Source organism: Streptomyces sp. NPDC020875 (assembly GCF_040641415.1).
In the GTDB taxonomy this organism is placed as follows: domain Bacteria; phylum Actinomycetota; class Actinomycetes; order Streptomycetales; family Streptomycetaceae; genus Streptomyces.
In genome coordinates this window covers 84,461-100,394 of record NZ_JBFADP010000008.1, presented here as the reverse complement: position 1 = coordinate 100,394, position 15,934 = coordinate 84,461, and the positions used below count along the sequence as shown (strand labels likewise).

The window sequence follows — 15,934 nt, the reverse complement described above, 5'->3', positions numbered from 1 at the left end:
GTGGCGGGTGGTCCGGCCCGGCCGGTCAGCCGCGCCGTTCGGTACTGACGATCAGACAGACCGCGGCCACCACGATCCCGCCGCCGAGCAGGATCGGCCAGGTCACGGGCTCGCTCAGGACCACCGCGCCGAGCAGTACGGCGACGACCGGATTGACGTAGGCATAGGTCGCGACCAGGGACAGCGGGGCGGTGTGCAGCAGCCAGGCGTAGGCGGTGAAGGCGACCAGGGAGCCGAAGACGATCAGATAGCCGAGCGCCACCCAGGAGCGGGTGGAGACCTCGGCCACGGAGAAGCCGAGGTGCTCGCCCCGGCCGAATCCGACGAGCGCGCAGCCGATACCGCCCGCGACCATCTCGTACGCGCTGGCCGCGAACGGGTTCCCGGGCATCGGCAGCCGGGACGAGAAGAAGGACCCCACGGACCAGCTGAGGGTCGCCGCGATCACCACCAGGACACCCCAGAGCCGGACGTCGCCGCTGAGACCGGGCAGGGTGAGGACGGCGAGCCCGGCGAGCCCGATGACCACCCCGGCGTACGCCCGGCCGCCCGGGCGCTCGCCGAAGCCCCGGCGCAGTACGACGACCCAGGCGGGCACGATCGCGACCAGCAGGGCGGCCAGGCCGGACGGGATGGCGGTCTCGGCGAGTACGACGAGACTGTTGCCGCCGAGCAGCAGGAGCAGCCCTATCAGCGCGGCGGACCCGAGCTGGGCCCGGTCGACCCTGAGCGCGGCCGTACCGCCCCGCCAGGCGACGATCGCGGCGAGCAGCAGCCCGGCGACGACGAACCGGGCGCCCGCCGACAGGAACGGCGGCATCGTCTCGACGGTGACGGCGATCCCGAGATAGGTCGACCCCCAGACGACGTACACGATGGCGAGGGCGCCCCATACGACACCGCTGATCCGGCGCCTGGGCGCGGCGGGCACGAGCGGTTCGAGCCCGGTGACGGGCGGGACCGGCGGGATCGGCGGGACGGGCGCGGCGGCCGGCGACGAGGCGCGGACGGGTCGGGTCATCGGGGTCCTTCACGGATACCGGCCCACGACCGGTCGACGCCGGGCGCGGGAGGGGGGACGGCGGACCGGGAGGAGCACGGTCGCCCGTCAGCAACGAAGAGGACTTTAGGTACTGACGCCGCCTGCTGCCAACCCCTTTGCCCGCGATCGGACCCGCCTTCCCCGTCGCTCTTGCCCCGGCGCTCCGGGGCACCGCGCCACTACCCGGGCCGCGCCCGGCGACCTGATGTTGTTCGCGGTCTGCGGCCCGCCTGTGGCTTGTCTCGCAGTTCCGCCCCCTATGCCTCCGGCATGGGGGGACCCCCAGCGCCGCCTGGGTCGCCCTCCCTGAACGCCCTCATGGAGAGACGGGCCCCTTTTTCAGGGGCGGTGCCGGGGAGAGCATTAGGTGGCGCCGGGGGTCCCCCCATGGCCGAAGGCATAGGTTGGGGGTCCCCCCATCGCCGGAGGCATAGGGGGAGGAACTGCGCGACGGCCACGACGGTGGTGCGGACCGTCGACAACATCAGGTCGCCGGGGGGCGGGCCGGGAAGTCGGGGCGGTACCTGCGGGGCCGCCGCGGCCGACCCCTCAGCGGGTCGCGGGCTGCTCCGTGGTTTTGAGGGCGAGCCACAGCTCCATGCGGACGTCCGGGTCGTCGAGGGAGCGGCCCAGGATCTCCTCCACGCGCCGCATCCGGTAGCGCAGCGTATGGCGGTGCACACCGAGGTCGGCCGCGGCGGCGTCCCACTGGCCGTGCCGGGAGAGCCAGGCCCGCAGGGACGCCACGAGGTCGCCGCGCCCGGTCGCGTCGTGCGCGTGGAGCGGGCGCAGCAGCCCGTCGGAGAAGGCGCGGACGGCCTCGTCGCCGAGGAGCGGGAGGACGGATCCGGCGACGACGTCGCCGTACTCGACCAGTGCCCGGCCCCGGCGGCGGGCGACGGACAGCGCCTGTTCGGCCTGGTGGTACGCGGTCGGCGCGGCGGCCCCCTCGGGGTCGGCCCCGGCGGCGGGCCCGGTGCCGGGTGCCGCCGCGGGGCCCGGGGCGGACACGCCGATCCGCAGCGGCCCGGGGTCGGTGTCGGGACCGGCCGCGACGGCGGCCCGGCAGGCGGCCAGTACCGCCCCTTCGTCGGCGGCGAGGACCAGGAGCCGTCCGTCCTCGTCGGGTACGGCCAGTACGGGTTCGGCCGCCCGCGCGGCGGCCGTCTCCAGCGTCTCCGCCAGCGACCTCAGCGGATCCTCCCCGGACACGGCGGCGGAGGGGCCGTCGGCCGGCTCGGCGAGTGCCGCGATCAGCAGCCGGAAGGGCGCGTCGAGGAGCCCTCCGTAGACCTCGCCCGCGACGGTCCGCGCGTGTCCGGCCTCGCCCGCCAGCAGCATCCGCAGCACGGCCGCGCCGATCCGCTGCTCGGCCCCCTGGAGGGAGCGGGAGCGTTCGGTGGCCAGGGTGAGCAGGGCGACGGCGGAGTGGACGGCGTACCGTTCGGCGGTTCCGAGGGGGGCGCCGGTGCCGACGGCGAGCGTGCCCCGGACCCGGCGGCCCGCGCCCAGGGACTGCAGTTCGACCCGGTCGTCACCGCCGCCGGTGTCGGCGACGACGGCGCTGGCGGGCGCGGAGCCTTCCCGCAGCCGTTCCACGTCGGCGGTGTAACGGGCGGCCCGCCGGGCCGCCCAGTCCGGGGAGACGGCGACGACCGCGCCGGAGGCGTCGTAGAGCGCCGCCCAGCCGTCGACGTATCCGGCGAGCCGGGTGACGACCCCGGCGGGTCCGTCGGCGAGCGCGGCCCGGGTGAGTTCCCGCTGGGCGGCGAAGCCCGCGGTCACCGCCCGGTACTGATCGGCGGCGATGGCGGCGGAGACCGCCTTGCTGATGGCGAGGAAGGGGGTTCTGCGGGGCACGGCGAGCAGCGGGAAGTCCGCTTCCCTGGCCGCGTCCAGGAGCGCTTCGGGTACGTCGTCGTGGTGCACGCCGACGGCGAAGCCGAGTCCGACCACCCCGGCGTCGGCGAGCCGCCGCACATAGCGCCGCATCGCCTCCGGGTCGTGGACGTCGAGGGTGATAGCGGTGACGAGCAGCAGCTCGCCGCCCTCCAGATAGGGCACGGGGTCGGCCAGCTCGCTCACATGCGCCCAGCGCACTTCCCGCCCGAGCCGCCCCTCCCCCGCCCGTACGGAGAGCTTCAGGGCGGAGTGCTGGACGAGCGCGGCGAGTGTGGGGGGCATGGGAGCGGGCCCTTCGGACGGAGTGCGCCGGTGGGGACGTCCGGCCATCGGCGATGCGCCGTCGCGTATGAACGGCCTCCCCCGATTCTGCCATCACGTAGCACTCGGGGCGCCCGGTGGGCCGGGCGCCCCGAGTGACCGCGCGAACACCCCCGCAGGGGGCCGGCTCAGGTCCGCAGATCCACCAGCAGCGGCGGCGCGTGGTCGCCGCCGACCGTCGTGAGGGAGAGCACGGCATGGCCCGCCGGGACCTTGTGGGCCAGGTCGGAGGCGGACCAGCGGGCCCGCTCCACCTCGCGGACGGTGATCGCCTCGGCGGTCGCCGCCCGCCCGGTGACCAGGCGCCGCATCATGTGGAGCGCCTTGGTCAGCGGCTCGTCGGAGATGATCTGGCGGTTGGTGACGTCCCGGGTCTGCACCCATTCGGTGCCCCACGCCTCGGCGAACCGGTTGCCGTCCCACGGCGCGAGACCGGAGAACGCCATCCGGCACCCCACCGCGCCGAGCAGCGGCCCGCGCAGCGGCTCGGGGACGTCCTCCAGGGTGCGCAGCGCCAGGACGACCCCGGCGTTGGCGGAGCGCAGCCGCTGTACGGCGCGTACCGAGTCGGCGGTCACGGTGTACGTGGCGTCGTCGAGGACGAGCGCGGCGAACAGCGACCGGTCGGACCGGGCCGACGCGGCCTCCGCGAACTGGGCGAGCAGGAGCCGCGCCACGATCCGGGACGCCTCGGCGTGGCCGCGTTCCGGCAGGTCGATCCGGACCCGCAGGGGGTGTTCGACGGCCCGCAGGGAGAACTGGCGGCCGGTGCCGTCGGTCCTGAAGGAGTCGGCGAAGGCGGGCCGGTCGAGGAAGGCGACCCGCTCGGCGAGCAGGACCCCGATGTCGTCGGCGCGTTCCGACTGGCGCTCGCGGGCCGCCAGCTCGCGCAGCTGGGCCGCCGCCGCGGGGCCGCCGCGGGCCTCCAGCGCCGTCCGCAGCGCCACCAGGGCGCCGCTGGGGCCGCCCAGCAGCTCACGGAGTTCCGGGACGGCCGGGAACCGGTCGTGGACGCTCCGGAACGGGCCGATGAGCTGGGCCAGCGCGGTCGCGGCCCGTCGGCTGTCGCCGCCGGGCAGGGTCGCGGCGAGATCGCCGACGAGGGCTTCGGCGAGGGTCCGGGCCGCCTCGTCGGGGTCGTCGGCGCCGCCGTACAGATCGAGGTCGTGCGTCGACTCGGGCCGCCCGACGCCGATCACCAGGTCGAAGGCTTCGTCGGGGGCGATTCCGGAGCCGTACGCGGTCACGGCGACGACGGCCGCCCGGTTGGCGAGGGCGTGCAGACAGAGCGACTCGACGACCGGCCGGATCAGCCGGACGCTCTTGCCCGAGCCGGACGGGCCGACGGCGAGCAGAGACGTGCCGAGGAGCCCGGGATCGAGGGCGACGCCGGTGGTACGGCGCGGATACGGGTTGCGGGGCGTGTCGACGGCGGTGCCGATCCGTACCTGGCCGGTGGCCAGATCGTGCAGGGCGCTGCGGACGGGCAGGTCGCGGACTCCGGAGGGGTGGGCGCAGGCGGCCGGGCCGTGGGCGCGGACGGTCTCGGTGAACGCGGCGAGCCGGTCGGGCCGGGCGCTCACGCCCTGCCAGGCGCGCCGGATCCGGGCGTAGTCCACGTCCCCGAGGGTGCCGCCCTCCACGGCCAGGGTCAGCTTCTCGGCGGCGTCCCCGAGCCCGGCGGCCCGCAGCTCGGGCCAGCCGGCGGGGTCGTGCCGGGGTTCGGCGGCCGACGGCTGCGGCTGGGCGCCCGCCAGCTTGCGCCGGACGGCGGGCCAGGTGCCGATCCTCCCGACGACGGCCACCAATGTCACCACGAGCAGGATGTAGTAGAGGGTGGAGACCCAGGTGAGCCAGCTGATCCTGGGCATCTCGCGCCAGACGCCGGGGACGACGAAGAAGAGCGGCCACAGCGGCACTCCGTACCGCTCCCAGACCTCCGCCCAGTTGCCGACCCGGCCCATGCCGACGGCGATCCCGGCGATCACCAGTCCGTAGTAGAGATAGGTGATCCCCACGTACAGCTCGAACCGCGCGTGGCCCGGGGTGGTCCAGGCGTCCGGCACGAGCCACTCCATCGGCAGCTCCCACCAGTCGGTGATGAAGATCCACCACCCCTCCAGGAATCCGTTCCACAACAGGGACCAGAGCAGCCACCCCACCAGGAACGCGATCAGTGCCCCGCTGAGGAGCTGGCGGCCCGGGACCAGGTCGGGCTCCTCGTCGGGGCGGGGGACGTGGCCCAGGCGCCAGATCCCGGGCTCGGCGGCGGGGCGGGGGGTGCGGAGCCAGTCGGCGACCGCCGGGCGGGTCACCGGGGCATGGCCCGGTACGGCGGGCACGGCCGGGGTCGGCGGGCCCGAGGGGCGCGGCACCGCGGGCCGTCCCGGGTCCTGGGCGGCCGGTCCCCGCCCCGGTGGCCGGGCGGGCATCGGCGGTGGTGCCGGTACGGCCCCCGGGTATCCTCCGTGCGCGTCGTACGGGCCCGCGGAATCCTTCTCCGCCCGAGCATCCCTATCCATCTGAACCGCTGCCCCCTGACCAGCCAGGCCCGCCTCTGTGCACGGCCAATCTAGTGCCCCGGGGCGGGGAGTTCACCGTTACGCCCCACCCCGGACCCGCCCCGTGCCTGCCCCGGGCCCGCCCGCCCGTGACCCGTCGCCCCCGCCTCCGCCGCGACCGCCCTATGTCCGGCACGGACAAGGACCCCCGGCCCACTACTACCGAACGGCGTATGCCCGCCCCCCTGCACCACGCCTAACCTGCGAAGGAGGGGAGAAGTACGGCGGACGGCCGAGGACGGCACAGGCCGCCCGTCCCGGGTGCCGTACGGCTCGCCCCAACGCCCCGGCGACACCGGACGCACCGGAAGCCACCGGATTCCCTGAAGCGCCACAGTCCACAGCAGCCACCCGAAGCCCCGAAGCCTCGAACACCCCAGGAGCCCCTCATGACCGCGATTCCGCAGGAGCGCCGCATCGTCACCGCCATCCCCGGCCCGAAGTCGGTCGAGCTCCAGGCCCGCCGGACCGCCGCCGTCGCGGCGGGCGTGGGCTCGGTGCTGCCGGTGTTCACGGCCCGCGCGGGCGGCGGCATCATCGAGGACGTGGACGGGAACCGGCTGATCGACTTCGGCTCCGGTATCGCCGTCACCAGCGTCGGCGCCAGCGCCGAGGCGGTCGTCCGCCGGGCGTCGGCCCAGCTCGCCGACTTCACCCACACCTGTTTCATGGTGACGCCGTACGAGGGGTACGTCGAGGTCGCCGAGGCGCTGGCCGAGCTGACCCCGGGTGACCACGCCAAGAAGTCGGCCCTCTTCAACTCCGGCGCCGAGGCCGTCGAGAACGCCGTGAAGATCGCCCGCGCCTACACCAAGCGGCAGGCCGTCGTGGTCTTCGACCACGGCTACCACGGCCGGACCAATCTGACGATGGCGCTGACGTCGAAGAACATGCCGTACAAGCAGGGCTTCGGCCCGTTCGCGCCCGAGGTCTACCGGGTGCCGGTGGCGTACGGCTACCGCTGGCCGACCGGGGCCGAGAACGCGGGCGCCGAGGCGTCGGCGCAGGCCATCGACCAGATCAGCAAGCAGATCGGGGCCGAGAACGTGGCCGCGATCATCATCGAGCCGGTCCTCGGCGAGGGCGGCTTCATCGAGCCCGCGAAGGGCTTCCTCCCGGCGATCGCCGCGTTCGCCCGGGAGAACGGCATCGTCTTCGTCGCGGACGAGATCCAGTCCGGTTTCTGCCGGACCGGCCAGTGGTTCGCCTGTGAGGACGAGGGCGTCGTCCCGGATCTGATCACCACCGCCAAGGGCATCGCGGGCGGGCTACCGCTCGCCGCCGTCACGGGCCGCGCCGAGATCATGGACGCCGCGCACTCGGGCGGCCTCGGCGGCACCTACGGCGGCAACCCGGTCGCCTGCGCGGGCGCGCTCGGCTCGATCGAGACGATGAAGGAGCTGGACCTCAACGCCCGGGCCCGCCGGATCGAGGAGATCATGAAGGCCCGGCTGTCGGCGATGGCCGACAAGTACGAGGTCATCGGTGACATCCGGGGCCGTGGCGCCATGATCGCGATCGAGCTGGTGAAGGACCGGGACACCAAGGAGCCGGACGCCGCGTCGGCCGGTGCGCTGGCCAAGGCGTGCCACGCCGAGGGGCTGCTGGTCCTGACCTGCGGCACGTACGGCAATGTGCTCCGCTTCCTGCCGCCGCTGGTGATCGGCGAGGACCTGCTGAACGAGGGCCTGGACATCCTGGAGCAGGCGTTCGGCACGCTCTGACCGGATGACGGGCGCGGCGGCACCGGCGGCCCGGAATCCCATCGCCGCCGGGCCGCCGCGCCCGCCCCGGAAACCCCGCGCCAAGGCCGGCGCGAAGGCCCTGCCGAGCCCGCCTCGGCGGGGCTTTTCCGCGACCGGTACCGGCTCTTTCCGACGACCGGCGCCGGGGCCTTCACCCAACCGACAGGGCCTGTGAAGAAGCTGTGGCGGGATGGCGATCCGGCTGTCCGCCGCCGGGCCCCCTGCCGTACGGTTTCCGCAGATGAGAGAAACAACCAGCCCGCGGTTCGCCGCGGGTGATGCCGGGTCGGCGCATCCCCAGCACCGTCCCGGACGTGCCTTGGCGCACAGCGCCGGAGCCTTCGGCTCCGGGACTCCTCACCGATCGGACGGCCGCTCGCCCCAAACCCCCCGGGGCGCGCGGCGGCCCGGTCTCACCGGCTGTTTCGGGACTACCCCCCCTGTCCCGAAACAGCCGGTTCTCGTGTTGTCGCTGCTACTGCTCTTCGCCCTGGTGACCTGGCAGATCGCCGTCGACGGCCCGTTGCGCGCCCTCGACGAACGCTGGTCGCGGGCGGTCGCTGGCCGCGGCCCCGAGCCGTTCACCGAACTCCTCGCCGATCTCGGCAATGTGCCGGTGGCGCTGGCGGTACTGATCGCCGCGGCCGGGTACTCCGTGTGGCGCGGCGGTACGACCGTACGGTACGCGGCCCCGCGCGCCGCCCTCACGATCGCCGCCGTACCGGCCCTGGTAGTCCCCCTGAAGGCGCTGCTGGACCGGCCGGGGCCGCTGACCGACGCGACCGGCTACTACCCGTCAGGGCACGCCGCCACCGCCGTGGTGGCGTTCGGCGCGGCGGCCCTACTGCTCCGCCCGGCGCTTCCGGACCGGGCCCGGGGATGGGCGATGCCCGCCGCCGGGGTGCTGACCCTGGCGGCGGGCATCGGTCTCGTACTCCGCGGCTATCACTGGCCGCTGGATGTCATCGGCAGCTGGTGCCTCTTCGGCGCGCTGCTCCCGCTGGTCTTCCGCGGGCCGCCGCCGGAGGTCGGCTACCAGCGGTAGGCGTCGAAGTTCCGGGAGAACTCGAACTGGTTGAAGCGGTCCCAGTTGATCGACCAGGACATCAGGCCGCGGAGTGCGGGCCAGGTGCCGTGGGTCTGGTACGAACCGCAGTTGACCCGCTTGGTGAGGCAGTCCAGCGCCTTGTTGACCTCGGCGGGCGGGGTGTGGCCGTTGCCCGCCTGGGTGGACGCGGGCATCCCGATGGCGACCTGTTCGGGGCGGAGCGGCGGGAACATCCGGGCCGTGTTCCCGGCCACCGGGAAGCCGGTGAGCAGCATGTCCGTCAGGGCGATGTGGAAATCGGCGCCGCCCATGGTGTGGTACTGGTTGTCGAGGCCCATGATCGGGCCGGAGTTGTAGTGCTGGACGTGGAGCAGGGTCAGGTCGTCCCGCAGGGCGTGGATGACCGGGAGGTACGAACCGGCGCGCGGGTCCTGTCCGCCCCAGGGGCCGGAGCCGTAGAACTGGTAGCCGAGCTGGACGAAGAAGGTCTCCGGGGCCATGGTGAGCACGAACTTGGCGCCGTACTTGGCCTTCAGCGTCTTGACCGCCGAGATCAGATTGACGATCACGGGCGTGGTCGGGCTGCGGAAGTCGGTGTCACCGGTGTTCAGCGAGAGGGAGTGGCCCTCGAAGTCGATGTCGAGACCGTCGAGGCCGTACTCGTCGATGATCCGGGAGACCGAGCTGACGAAGGCGTCCCGGGCGCCGGTGGAGGCGAGCTGGACCTGCCCGTTCTGGCCGCCGATGGAGATCAGCACCTTCTTGCCCGCGGCCTGCTTCGCCTTGATCGCGGTCTTGAAGTCGGCGACCGACTCGACGTTGGGGCACTCGGTCACCGGGCAGAGGGAGAACCGGATGTCACCGGAGGTGACGGAGGTCGGTTCGCCGAAGGCGAGGTTGATGACGTCCCAGGAGTCGGGGACATCGGCCATCCGGGTGTAGCCGGAGCCGTTGGCGAAGCTGGTGTGGAGATAGCCCACGAGGGCGTGCGGCGGGAGCCCGCCGTCGCCGCCTCCACCGCTGGTCGTGGTGACCCTTACGGCCGTCGAACGGGGTGACTCACCGGCGCTGTTGACGGCGGTGACCTCGAAGTCGTAGGTGGTGGAGGGGGTCAGTCCGGTGACGTGGGCGGACGCGGAGGCGCTGGAGGCGACCCGGTCGTTGCCCCGGTAGACGTGGTAGCCGGTGGCCCCGGAGACCGGGTTCCAGGCAAGCGGGACGGTGGTGGAGCCGGGGGATCCGGCGGTCACCCCGGTGGGGGCGGTGGGTACGACGACGGGGCCGCCGCCGGGTCCGAAGAGGGAGATGTCGTCGGCGTGGTAGGCCGGGGTGCCGTACCAGCCGTGGGTGTAGATGGTGACGGAGCCGGTGGCGGGGCCGGTACGGAAGGTGGTGGAGAGCTTCTGCCAGCTCGCCGCCGACGGGGTCCAGGTGGAGACGTCGGTGGTGCCGGTGCCGGTGACGCCGAGATAGACATAGCCGCCCTGCACCCAGCCGCTGAGGCTGTAGGTGGAGTTCGGCTGGACGTTGACGGTCTGGGCGCACCGGGCGTTGTCGGAGCCCGCGGGGGTGGCCTTGAGCGCGCCGGTGCCGGTTCTGACGGGGGTGGTGACAGCGGTTCCGGTGTTGGCTGAGCAGGTCCAGCCGCCGATTCCGGCCTCGAAGCCGCCGTTGACGGCGAGTTCGGAGTCGGCGGCGCTGGCGGGGGTCGCGGTGGCGACGAGTCCGGTGACGGTGAGGGCTCCGGCCGCGACGGCGGCCAGAAGTCTGCCGAGCCGGCTCCGGACATGACGGCGGTTCCCGGTGGTTCTGACGCGTACCACAACTGCCTCCAGGAAGTGGGGGGTTGGAAGCGGGGCGGGGGAGGCACAATTTGGTCCAGACCAATAGCCTTGTCAAGGCTTCCGGCACGGCCTCCCCCGCCCGCGCCCGGTCTCAACGCCGCCCTCCGGGGTCCGACGGGCCCGGCCCGGGGCCGGAGCGGGGCCCCGGCGGGCCGTCGCCGCGCCCCGTGACCGCCGCCGCCTCGTGCAGCGCCAGCTCCAGCAGCGCCGGGTCGGTCAGCGCCCCGGATCCGTCCGGCGGCACCAGCCAGCGGATTCCGCCGCCGGTGGCCCGGCCGGGGTACGGGACGACGATCCAGGTGCCGCGTCCGGCGGCCCTGACACCGGTCCCGACCCAGCGGGCGGCGGTCCCGGCGGGGACGAAGAACCCGGTCCGGTAGGCGCCGAGATCGAGGAGTACCGGCCCCGGACGGTCCGTCAGCCGGTCGAGGACGTCGAGGGCGGGGCGGCCCAGCTCGCCGGGGACGATCAGGACGTCCCAGCGGCGGCCCGCCGGGAGCAGCGCGACGCCCAGCGGGTGGCGCTCCCACTCCCATCGGCAGCCTTCGGGGTCCGGAGCGGCCGTCACCAGCCACTCCACCGCGGTCCTGCCGCGCGTACCGGTCATTTCGCCACCGTCCCTCTCGTGTCGGGTACTGCCTTCACGAGGGAGAGCGGCCGGGGCCGGGATGATGACGCGACTTCGGGCTACCAACCAGTAGTGAACTGCGTCACGCGCGACCTGACGCACCCCGGCCGGGCGGGGCCGCCGCCCGGGCGGCGGCCCGGCGCCGGAGGTGGTCCGGCGCCGGAGGCGAGCCGGTCCCGGCGGCCGAGGTGGTCCGGTCCGGACACCGGGAGCGGCCCGGACCCGGTCTCGGCCGTCGGCTGTCGGCTGTCGAAGCCGCGTGCTGACTCGTCAGCTGTCGAAGCCGAGCCCCAGCCGGTCCATGGTCCGCAGCCAGAGGTTGCGCCGTCCCGCGTCGGCGTCCGCGCGGGCCAGCGACCATTTGGTGAGCCCGATCCCGGCCCAGGCGACCGGCTCCGGCGGGAACGGCAGCGGCTTGGTCCTGACCATCTCCAGCTCCGTCCGCTCGGTCCGCGATCCGGCCAGCAGATCGAGCATCACCTCCGCCCCGAAGCGGCTCGCGCCGACCCCGAGGCCGGTGTATCCGGCGGCGTAGGCCACCCGGCCGCCGTGCGCGGTGCCGAAGAAGGCGGAGAACCGGGAGCAGGTGTCGATCGCCCCGCCCCAGGCGTGGCTGAAGCGGACCCCTTCCAGCTGGGGGAAGTACCGGAAGAAGTGCCGGGCGAGTTTGAGGTACGTCTCGGGCCGGTGGTCCAGTTCGGCGCTGAGCCGGCCGCCGAACGGGTAGATCGCGTCGTAGCCGCCCCACAGCACCCGCCGGTCGGCGGTGAGCCGGAAGTAGTGGAACTGGTTGGCGGAGTCGCCGAGGCCCTGCCGTCCGCGCCAGCCGATCGCGGCGAGCTGGGCGTCGGTCAGCGGTTCGGTCGTCAGGGCGTAGTCGTAGACCGGGACGGTGTACGGCCGTACCCGCTTGACCAGCGACGGGAAGACATTGGTCCCCAGCGCGACCCGGTCGGCGAAGATCCGGCCGTAGGGGGTGCGGACGGCCATCCGGGGGCCGGAGCGTTCGGCGGCGAGTTCGAGGCCCCGGGTGTTCTCGTAGATCCGTACGCCCCGCTCCAGACAGGCCCGCTTCAGCCCCCAGACCAGCTTGGCCGGGTGGAGCATCGCGGTGCCGCGCCGGTCGAGGAGTCCGCCGAGGAAGCGGGGCGAGTCGACCTCGGCCCGGACGGCCCCGGCGTCCAGCAGCTCCAGGCCCTCGATCCCGTACCGCCGGGCCTCGTCGTACGCCGCCGCCAGCTCCGCCACCTGGTACGGCTCGGTCGCCACGTCGATGGCGCCGGTGCGTTCGAAGTCGCAGTCGATGCCGTACCGTCCGACGCTCTCCTCGATGGCGTCGAGATTGGCCGCTCCCAGCTCCTCCAGCCGCCGGATCTCGCCGGGCCAGCGGGCGATGCCGTTGCCGAGGCCGTGGGTGAGGGAGGCGGCGCAGAATCCGCCGTTGCGGCCGGAGGCGGCCCAGCCGGTCTCGCTCCCCTCGATCAGTACGACGTCGAGGCCGGGATCGCGCTCCTTGGCGATCAGGGCGGTCCACAGTCCGCTGTAGCCGCCGCCGACGACCAGCAGTCCGCAGTGTTCGTCGCCGGTGAGCGCGGCCTCGGCGGCGGGCCGGGCCGGGTCGTCCAGCCAGAACGGTACGGGTCTGACTCCGGCCAGGGAGGCCGCCGCCAGGGCGTCGGCAGCACGGTCGGACGGTGTCGCTGTCATGGCGCCTGGGGCCATGGTCTCCACTCCTCGGCTGGGGGTGCGGTGGGTGTCGGGGTCATCCGGTCTTCCGCCGCCGGTCGGCGACCAGCCGGCCGACGACGACGATCAGTACGGCGAGGACGAACATCGCGGTCCCGATGACATTGATCTGTACGGGTGTGCCCCGCTGGGCCGAGCCCCAGACGAACATCGGGAAGGTGACGCTGTTGCCCGAGGTGAAGTTGGTGATGATGAAGTCGTCGAAGGAGAGCGCGAAGGCGAGCAGGGCGCCCGCCGCGATCCCGGGGGCCGCGATCGGCAGCGTCACCCGGAGGAAGGTCTGGACGGGTCCGGCGTAGAGGTCCCGCGCGGCCTCCTCCAGCCGGGGGTCCATCGAGAGCACCCGGGCCTTGACCGCGACCACCACGAAGCTGAGACAGAACATGGTGTGGGCGATCAGTACGGTCAACGGGCCGAGTTCGGCGCCCAGGTTGAGGAAGAGGGTCAGCAGGGACGCGGCCATCACGACCTCGGGCATCGCCATCGGCAGGAAGATCAGCGAGTTGACCGCGCCCCGGGCCCGGAACCGGTAGCGGACCAGGGCGAAGGCGATCATCGTGCCGAGGACGGTGGCGGCCAGGGTGGCGAAGAAGGCGATCCGCAGCGACAGCCCGAGGGAACCGCAGAGGTCGGCGACCCCGCACGGGTCCCGCCAGGCGTCGGTGGAGAACTCCCGCCACGAGTAGTTGAACTTCCCGGCGGGCTTGTTGAAGGAGAACACCATCACGACGACGTTCGGCAGGATCAGATAGCCGAGGGTGGCGAGCCCCGCGAGGACCACCAGATTGCGGCGGAGCCAGCCGCCCGCCTTCGTCACAGGGGTCACAGCAGCTCCTCCGTTCCGGCCCGTCTGATGTAGACCGAGACCATGATCAGCACAATGGCCATGAGCAGGAACGACAACGCGGCGGCGGTCGGGTAGTCGAGCACTCTCAGGAACTGCGACTGGATGACATTGCCCACCATCTTGGTGTCGGTGGAGCCGAGGAGTTCGGCGTTGATGTAGTCGCCGCTGGCGGGGATGAAGGTCAGCAGGGTGCCGGAGACCACACCCGGCAGCGACAGCGGGAAGGTGACCTTCCGGAAGGTGGTGGCCGGGGTGGCGTAGAGATCACCGGCGGCCTCGTGCAGCCGGTGGTCGATCCGCTCCAGGGACGTATAGAGCGGCAGGATCATGAAGGGCAGGAAGTTGTACGTCAGACCGGTGACGACGGCCAGCGGGGTGGCGAGCACCCGGGAGCCGTCGGTCATCCCCAGCCAGTCGGTGACGGCCAGGAAGCCGACGGTGTCGAGGACGTCCACGACCGGTCCGCCGTCGGCCAGGATCGTCTTCCACGCCAGGGTCCGGATCAGGAAGCTGGTGAAGAACGGCGCGATGACCAGGACGAGCAGCAGATGGCGCCAGCGTCCGGCCCGGAAGGCGATCAGATACGCCAGCGGATAGCCGAGCAGCAGACAGAGCAGGGTCGCGGTGCCCGCGTAGAGCACCGAGCGGACGAAGTGCGGCCAGTACTCGGCGAAGGCGTCGGCATAGGTGGCGAAGTGCCAGGTGACCCGGTAGCCCTCTTCGAGGGAGCCGGTCTGGACGGAGGTCGACGCCTGGTAGACCAGCGGCAGGGCGAAGAAGACCAGCAGCCAGAGGATGCCGGGGAGCAGCAGCCAGTACGGCACCAGTCGGCGGCGCACGGAGCGCCGGTGCGGTACGGGGGCGGGGCCGAGGCCGTCCGGCGGGGCCCCGGGCTTCGTGGCGGGGGCGGTGGCGGCGCTCATCCGGCGGCCTCCGCCGCGCCCGCCTTCTTGCCGTCGGCCGGATCCTCCGCCGGGTCCTCGGCCGGATCAGCGGCGTCCTTCGCGGCCTTGGCGGCCTTCGGGTCCGGGGCTTCCGGGGCCGGGCGCGGGGTGCCGACCGTGCCCGCCGGGACCCCGGTGTCGGGGGTGCCCTCGTCGGCGGGCCGGTCGGTGTCGAGGGCGAAGGTGTGGTCGGGGTTCCAGTGCAGGACGACCTCGGCCCCGGGCGCCAGTCTGCTGTCGCGTTCGAGGTTCTGGACGTAGACGTCGAGGGTGCCGGCCGCCGGGCTGTCGATGACGTACTGGGTGGAGACACCGATGAACCCGGCCGCCCTGATCGTTCCGCTGAAACGATTCCGCGTACCGTCGATCCCGGCCGCGTCATCGGCGTGGGCCAGGGCTATCTTCTCCGGCCGCACCCCGACCAGCAGCTTCCGTCCGGCGACCGGGGTGGCGGCGCAGCGCCCGGCGGGCAGCCGCAGCACGGTCTCCCCGGCGGTGGCCACCACCACTCCCCCGGTCACCGAGACGATCTCGGCCTCGATCAGATTGGAGCTGCCGAGGAAGTTGGCGACGAACGGGGTGTGCGGGGTCTCGTACAGCTCGGCGGGCGCGCCCAGTTGCTCGACCCGGCCGCCGTTCATCACCGCGACCGTGTCGGCCATGGTCATGGCCTCCTCCTGGTCGTGGGTGACATGGACGAAGGTGATGCCGACCTCGGTCTGGATCCGCTTGAGTTCCAGCTGCATCCGGCGGCGGAGTTTGAGGTCGAGCGCGCCCAGCGGTTCGTCCAGGAGCAGCACCCGGGGGTGGTTGATCAGCGCGCGGGCGACCGCGACCCGCTGCTGCTGGCCGCCGGAGAGCTGATGCGGCTTGCGGTCCTTGAAGTCGCCGAGCTGGACCAGGTCGAGCATCTCGCCGACCTGCTTCCGTACGGAGCGGATTCCCCGGCGGCGCAGCCCGAACGCGATGTTCTCGAAGATCGTCAGATGCGGGAAGAGGGCATAGCTCTGGAAGACCGTGTTGACGGGCCGTTTGTGCGGCGGCAGATGGGTGACGTCCCGGTCGCCGAGCCGGACGGTGCCGGTACTGGGCTCCTCCAGTCCGGCGATCATCCGCAGGGTGGTGGTCTTGCCGCAGCCGGAGGCGCCGAGCAGGGCGAAGAACGAGCCGTGCGGGACGGTGAGGTCGAGCGGGTGGACGGCGGTGAAGGACCCGTAGGTCTTGCTGATGCCGGTGAGGCGGACGTCGCCGCCGGTGGTGTCGGTCTCTGTCATGGGTGGCGGTCCCAGGGTCGTCGGAGGGGGCG

11 protein-coding genes are annotated in these 15,934 nt (G+C 73.1%); 2 read left to right on the top strand and 9 right to left on the bottom strand.

The features are described from left to right. Positions 1-25: 25 nt before the first annotated feature. The 3 genes from AB0G74_RS06895 to AB0G74_RS06885 all read right to left on the bottom strand — a co-directional run bounded on the left by AB0G74_RS06895 (position 26) and on the right by AB0G74_RS06885 (position 5,787). Positions 26-1,021: an EamA family transporter gene (locus AB0G74_RS06895; protein ID WP_361141475.1), complete on the bottom strand. Its 996-nt coding sequence runs from the start codon at positions 1,019-1,021 to the stop codon at positions 26-28. Between the two features lie 570 nt (positions 1,022-1,591). Next, positions 1,592-3,226: a PucR family transcriptional regulator gene (locus AB0G74_RS06890; RefSeq protein ID WP_361141474.1), complete on the bottom strand. Its 1,635-nt coding sequence runs from the start codon at positions 3,224-3,226 to the stop codon at positions 1,592-1,594. Positions 3,227-3,393: 167 nt separating this feature from the next. Beyond that, on the bottom strand, positions 3,394-5,787 hold the full coding sequence (locus AB0G74_RS06885; RefSeq protein WP_361141472.1) for an ATP/GTP-binding protein: 2,394 nt from the start codon (positions 5,785-5,787) through the stop codon (positions 3,394-3,396). 428 nt (positions 5,788-6,215) lie between these two features. On the opposite strand from AB0G74_RS06885, the gene gabT reads away from it, so the two are divergent. Both gabT and AB0G74_RS06875 read left to right on the top strand, forming a co-directional pair. After that, complete coding sequence (gabT, locus tag AB0G74_RS06880) at positions 6,216-7,550, top strand: 4-aminobutyrate--2-oxoglutarate transaminase (protein WP_361141470.1); 1,335 nt, start codon at positions 6,216-6,218, stop codon at positions 7,548-7,550. Between the two features lie 484 nt (positions 7,551-8,034). Further along, complete coding sequence (locus tag AB0G74_RS06875; RefSeq protein ID WP_361141468.1) at positions 8,035-8,616, top strand: phosphatase PAP2 family protein; 582 nt, start codon at positions 8,035-8,037, stop codon at positions 8,614-8,616. Here AB0G74_RS06875 and AB0G74_RS06870 read toward each other — a convergent pair. From AB0G74_RS06870 to AB0G74_RS06845, 6 genes are all read right to left on the bottom strand, one after another. After that, positions 8,604-10,382: a glycoside hydrolase family 18 protein gene (locus AB0G74_RS06870; protein WP_361141576.1), complete on the bottom strand. Its 1,779-nt coding sequence runs from the start codon at positions 10,380-10,382 to the stop codon at positions 8,604-8,606. The genes AB0G74_RS06875 and AB0G74_RS06870 overlap by 13 nt on opposite strands. 172 nt (positions 10,383-10,554) lie before the next feature. After that, entirely contained in the window at positions 10,555-11,070 is a 516-nt protein-coding gene (locus AB0G74_RS06865; RefSeq protein ID WP_361141466.1) for a hypothetical protein, read from the bottom strand. A gap of 291 nt (positions 11,071-11,361) precedes the next feature. Next, a complete protein-coding gene (locus AB0G74_RS06860) occupies positions 11,362-12,798 on the bottom strand; it encodes an FAD-dependent oxidoreductase (protein WP_361141574.1) in 1,437 nt (478 codons plus the stop codon). A 55-nt stretch (positions 12,799-12,853) separates the two neighbouring features. Next, positions 12,854-13,654 (bottom strand): ABC transporter permease, encoded by an 801-nt coding sequence (locus AB0G74_RS06855; RefSeq protein ID WP_361141572.1) that lies wholly within the window; start codon positions 13,652-13,654, stop codon positions 12,854-12,856. Positions 13,655-13,659: 5 nt separating this feature from the next. Next, on the bottom strand, positions 13,660-14,607 hold the full coding sequence (locus AB0G74_RS06850) for an ABC transporter permease (RefSeq protein WP_361141464.1): 948 nt from the start codon (positions 14,605-14,607) through the stop codon (positions 13,660-13,662). Beyond that, entirely contained in the window at positions 14,604-15,902 is a 1,299-nt protein-coding gene (locus tag AB0G74_RS06845) for an ABC transporter ATP-binding protein (protein ID WP_361141462.1), read from the bottom strand. Before AB0G74_RS06845 ends, AB0G74_RS06850 begins: the two co-directional genes overlap by 4 nt. Positions 15,903-15,934 lie beyond the last annotated feature (32 nt).

Coding starts and splice junctions, on each gene's coding strand:
- AB0G74_RS06895 (WP_361141475.1), bottom strand. CDS start 1,021: ATGACCCGACCCGTCCGCGCCTCGTCGCCGGCCGCCGCGCCCGTCCCG.
- AB0G74_RS06890 (WP_361141474.1), bottom strand. CDS start 3,226: ATGCCCCCCACACTCGCCGCGCTCGTCCAGCACTCCGCCCTGAAGCTC.
- AB0G74_RS06885 (WP_361141472.1), bottom strand. CDS start 5,787: ATGGATAGGGATGCTCGGGCGGAGAAGGATTCCGCGGGCCCGTACGAC.
- gabT (WP_361141470.1), top strand. CDS start 6,216: ATGACCGCGATTCCGCAGGAGCGCCGCATCGTCACCGCCATCCCCGGC.
- AB0G74_RS06865 (WP_361141466.1), bottom strand. CDS start 11,070: ATGACCGGTACGCGCGGCAGGACCGCGGTGGAGTGGCTGGTGACGGCC.
- AB0G74_RS06860 (WP_361141574.1), bottom strand. CDS start 12,798: ATGACAGCGACACCGTCCGACCGTGCTGCCGACGCCCTGGCGGCGGCC.
- AB0G74_RS06850 (WP_361141464.1), bottom strand. CDS start 14,607: ATGAGCGCCGCCACCGCCCCCGCCACGAAGCCCGGGGCCCCGCCGGAC.
- AB0G74_RS06845 (WP_361141462.1), bottom strand. CDS start 15,902: ATGACAGAGACCGACACCACCGGCGGCGACGTCCGCCTCACCGGCATC.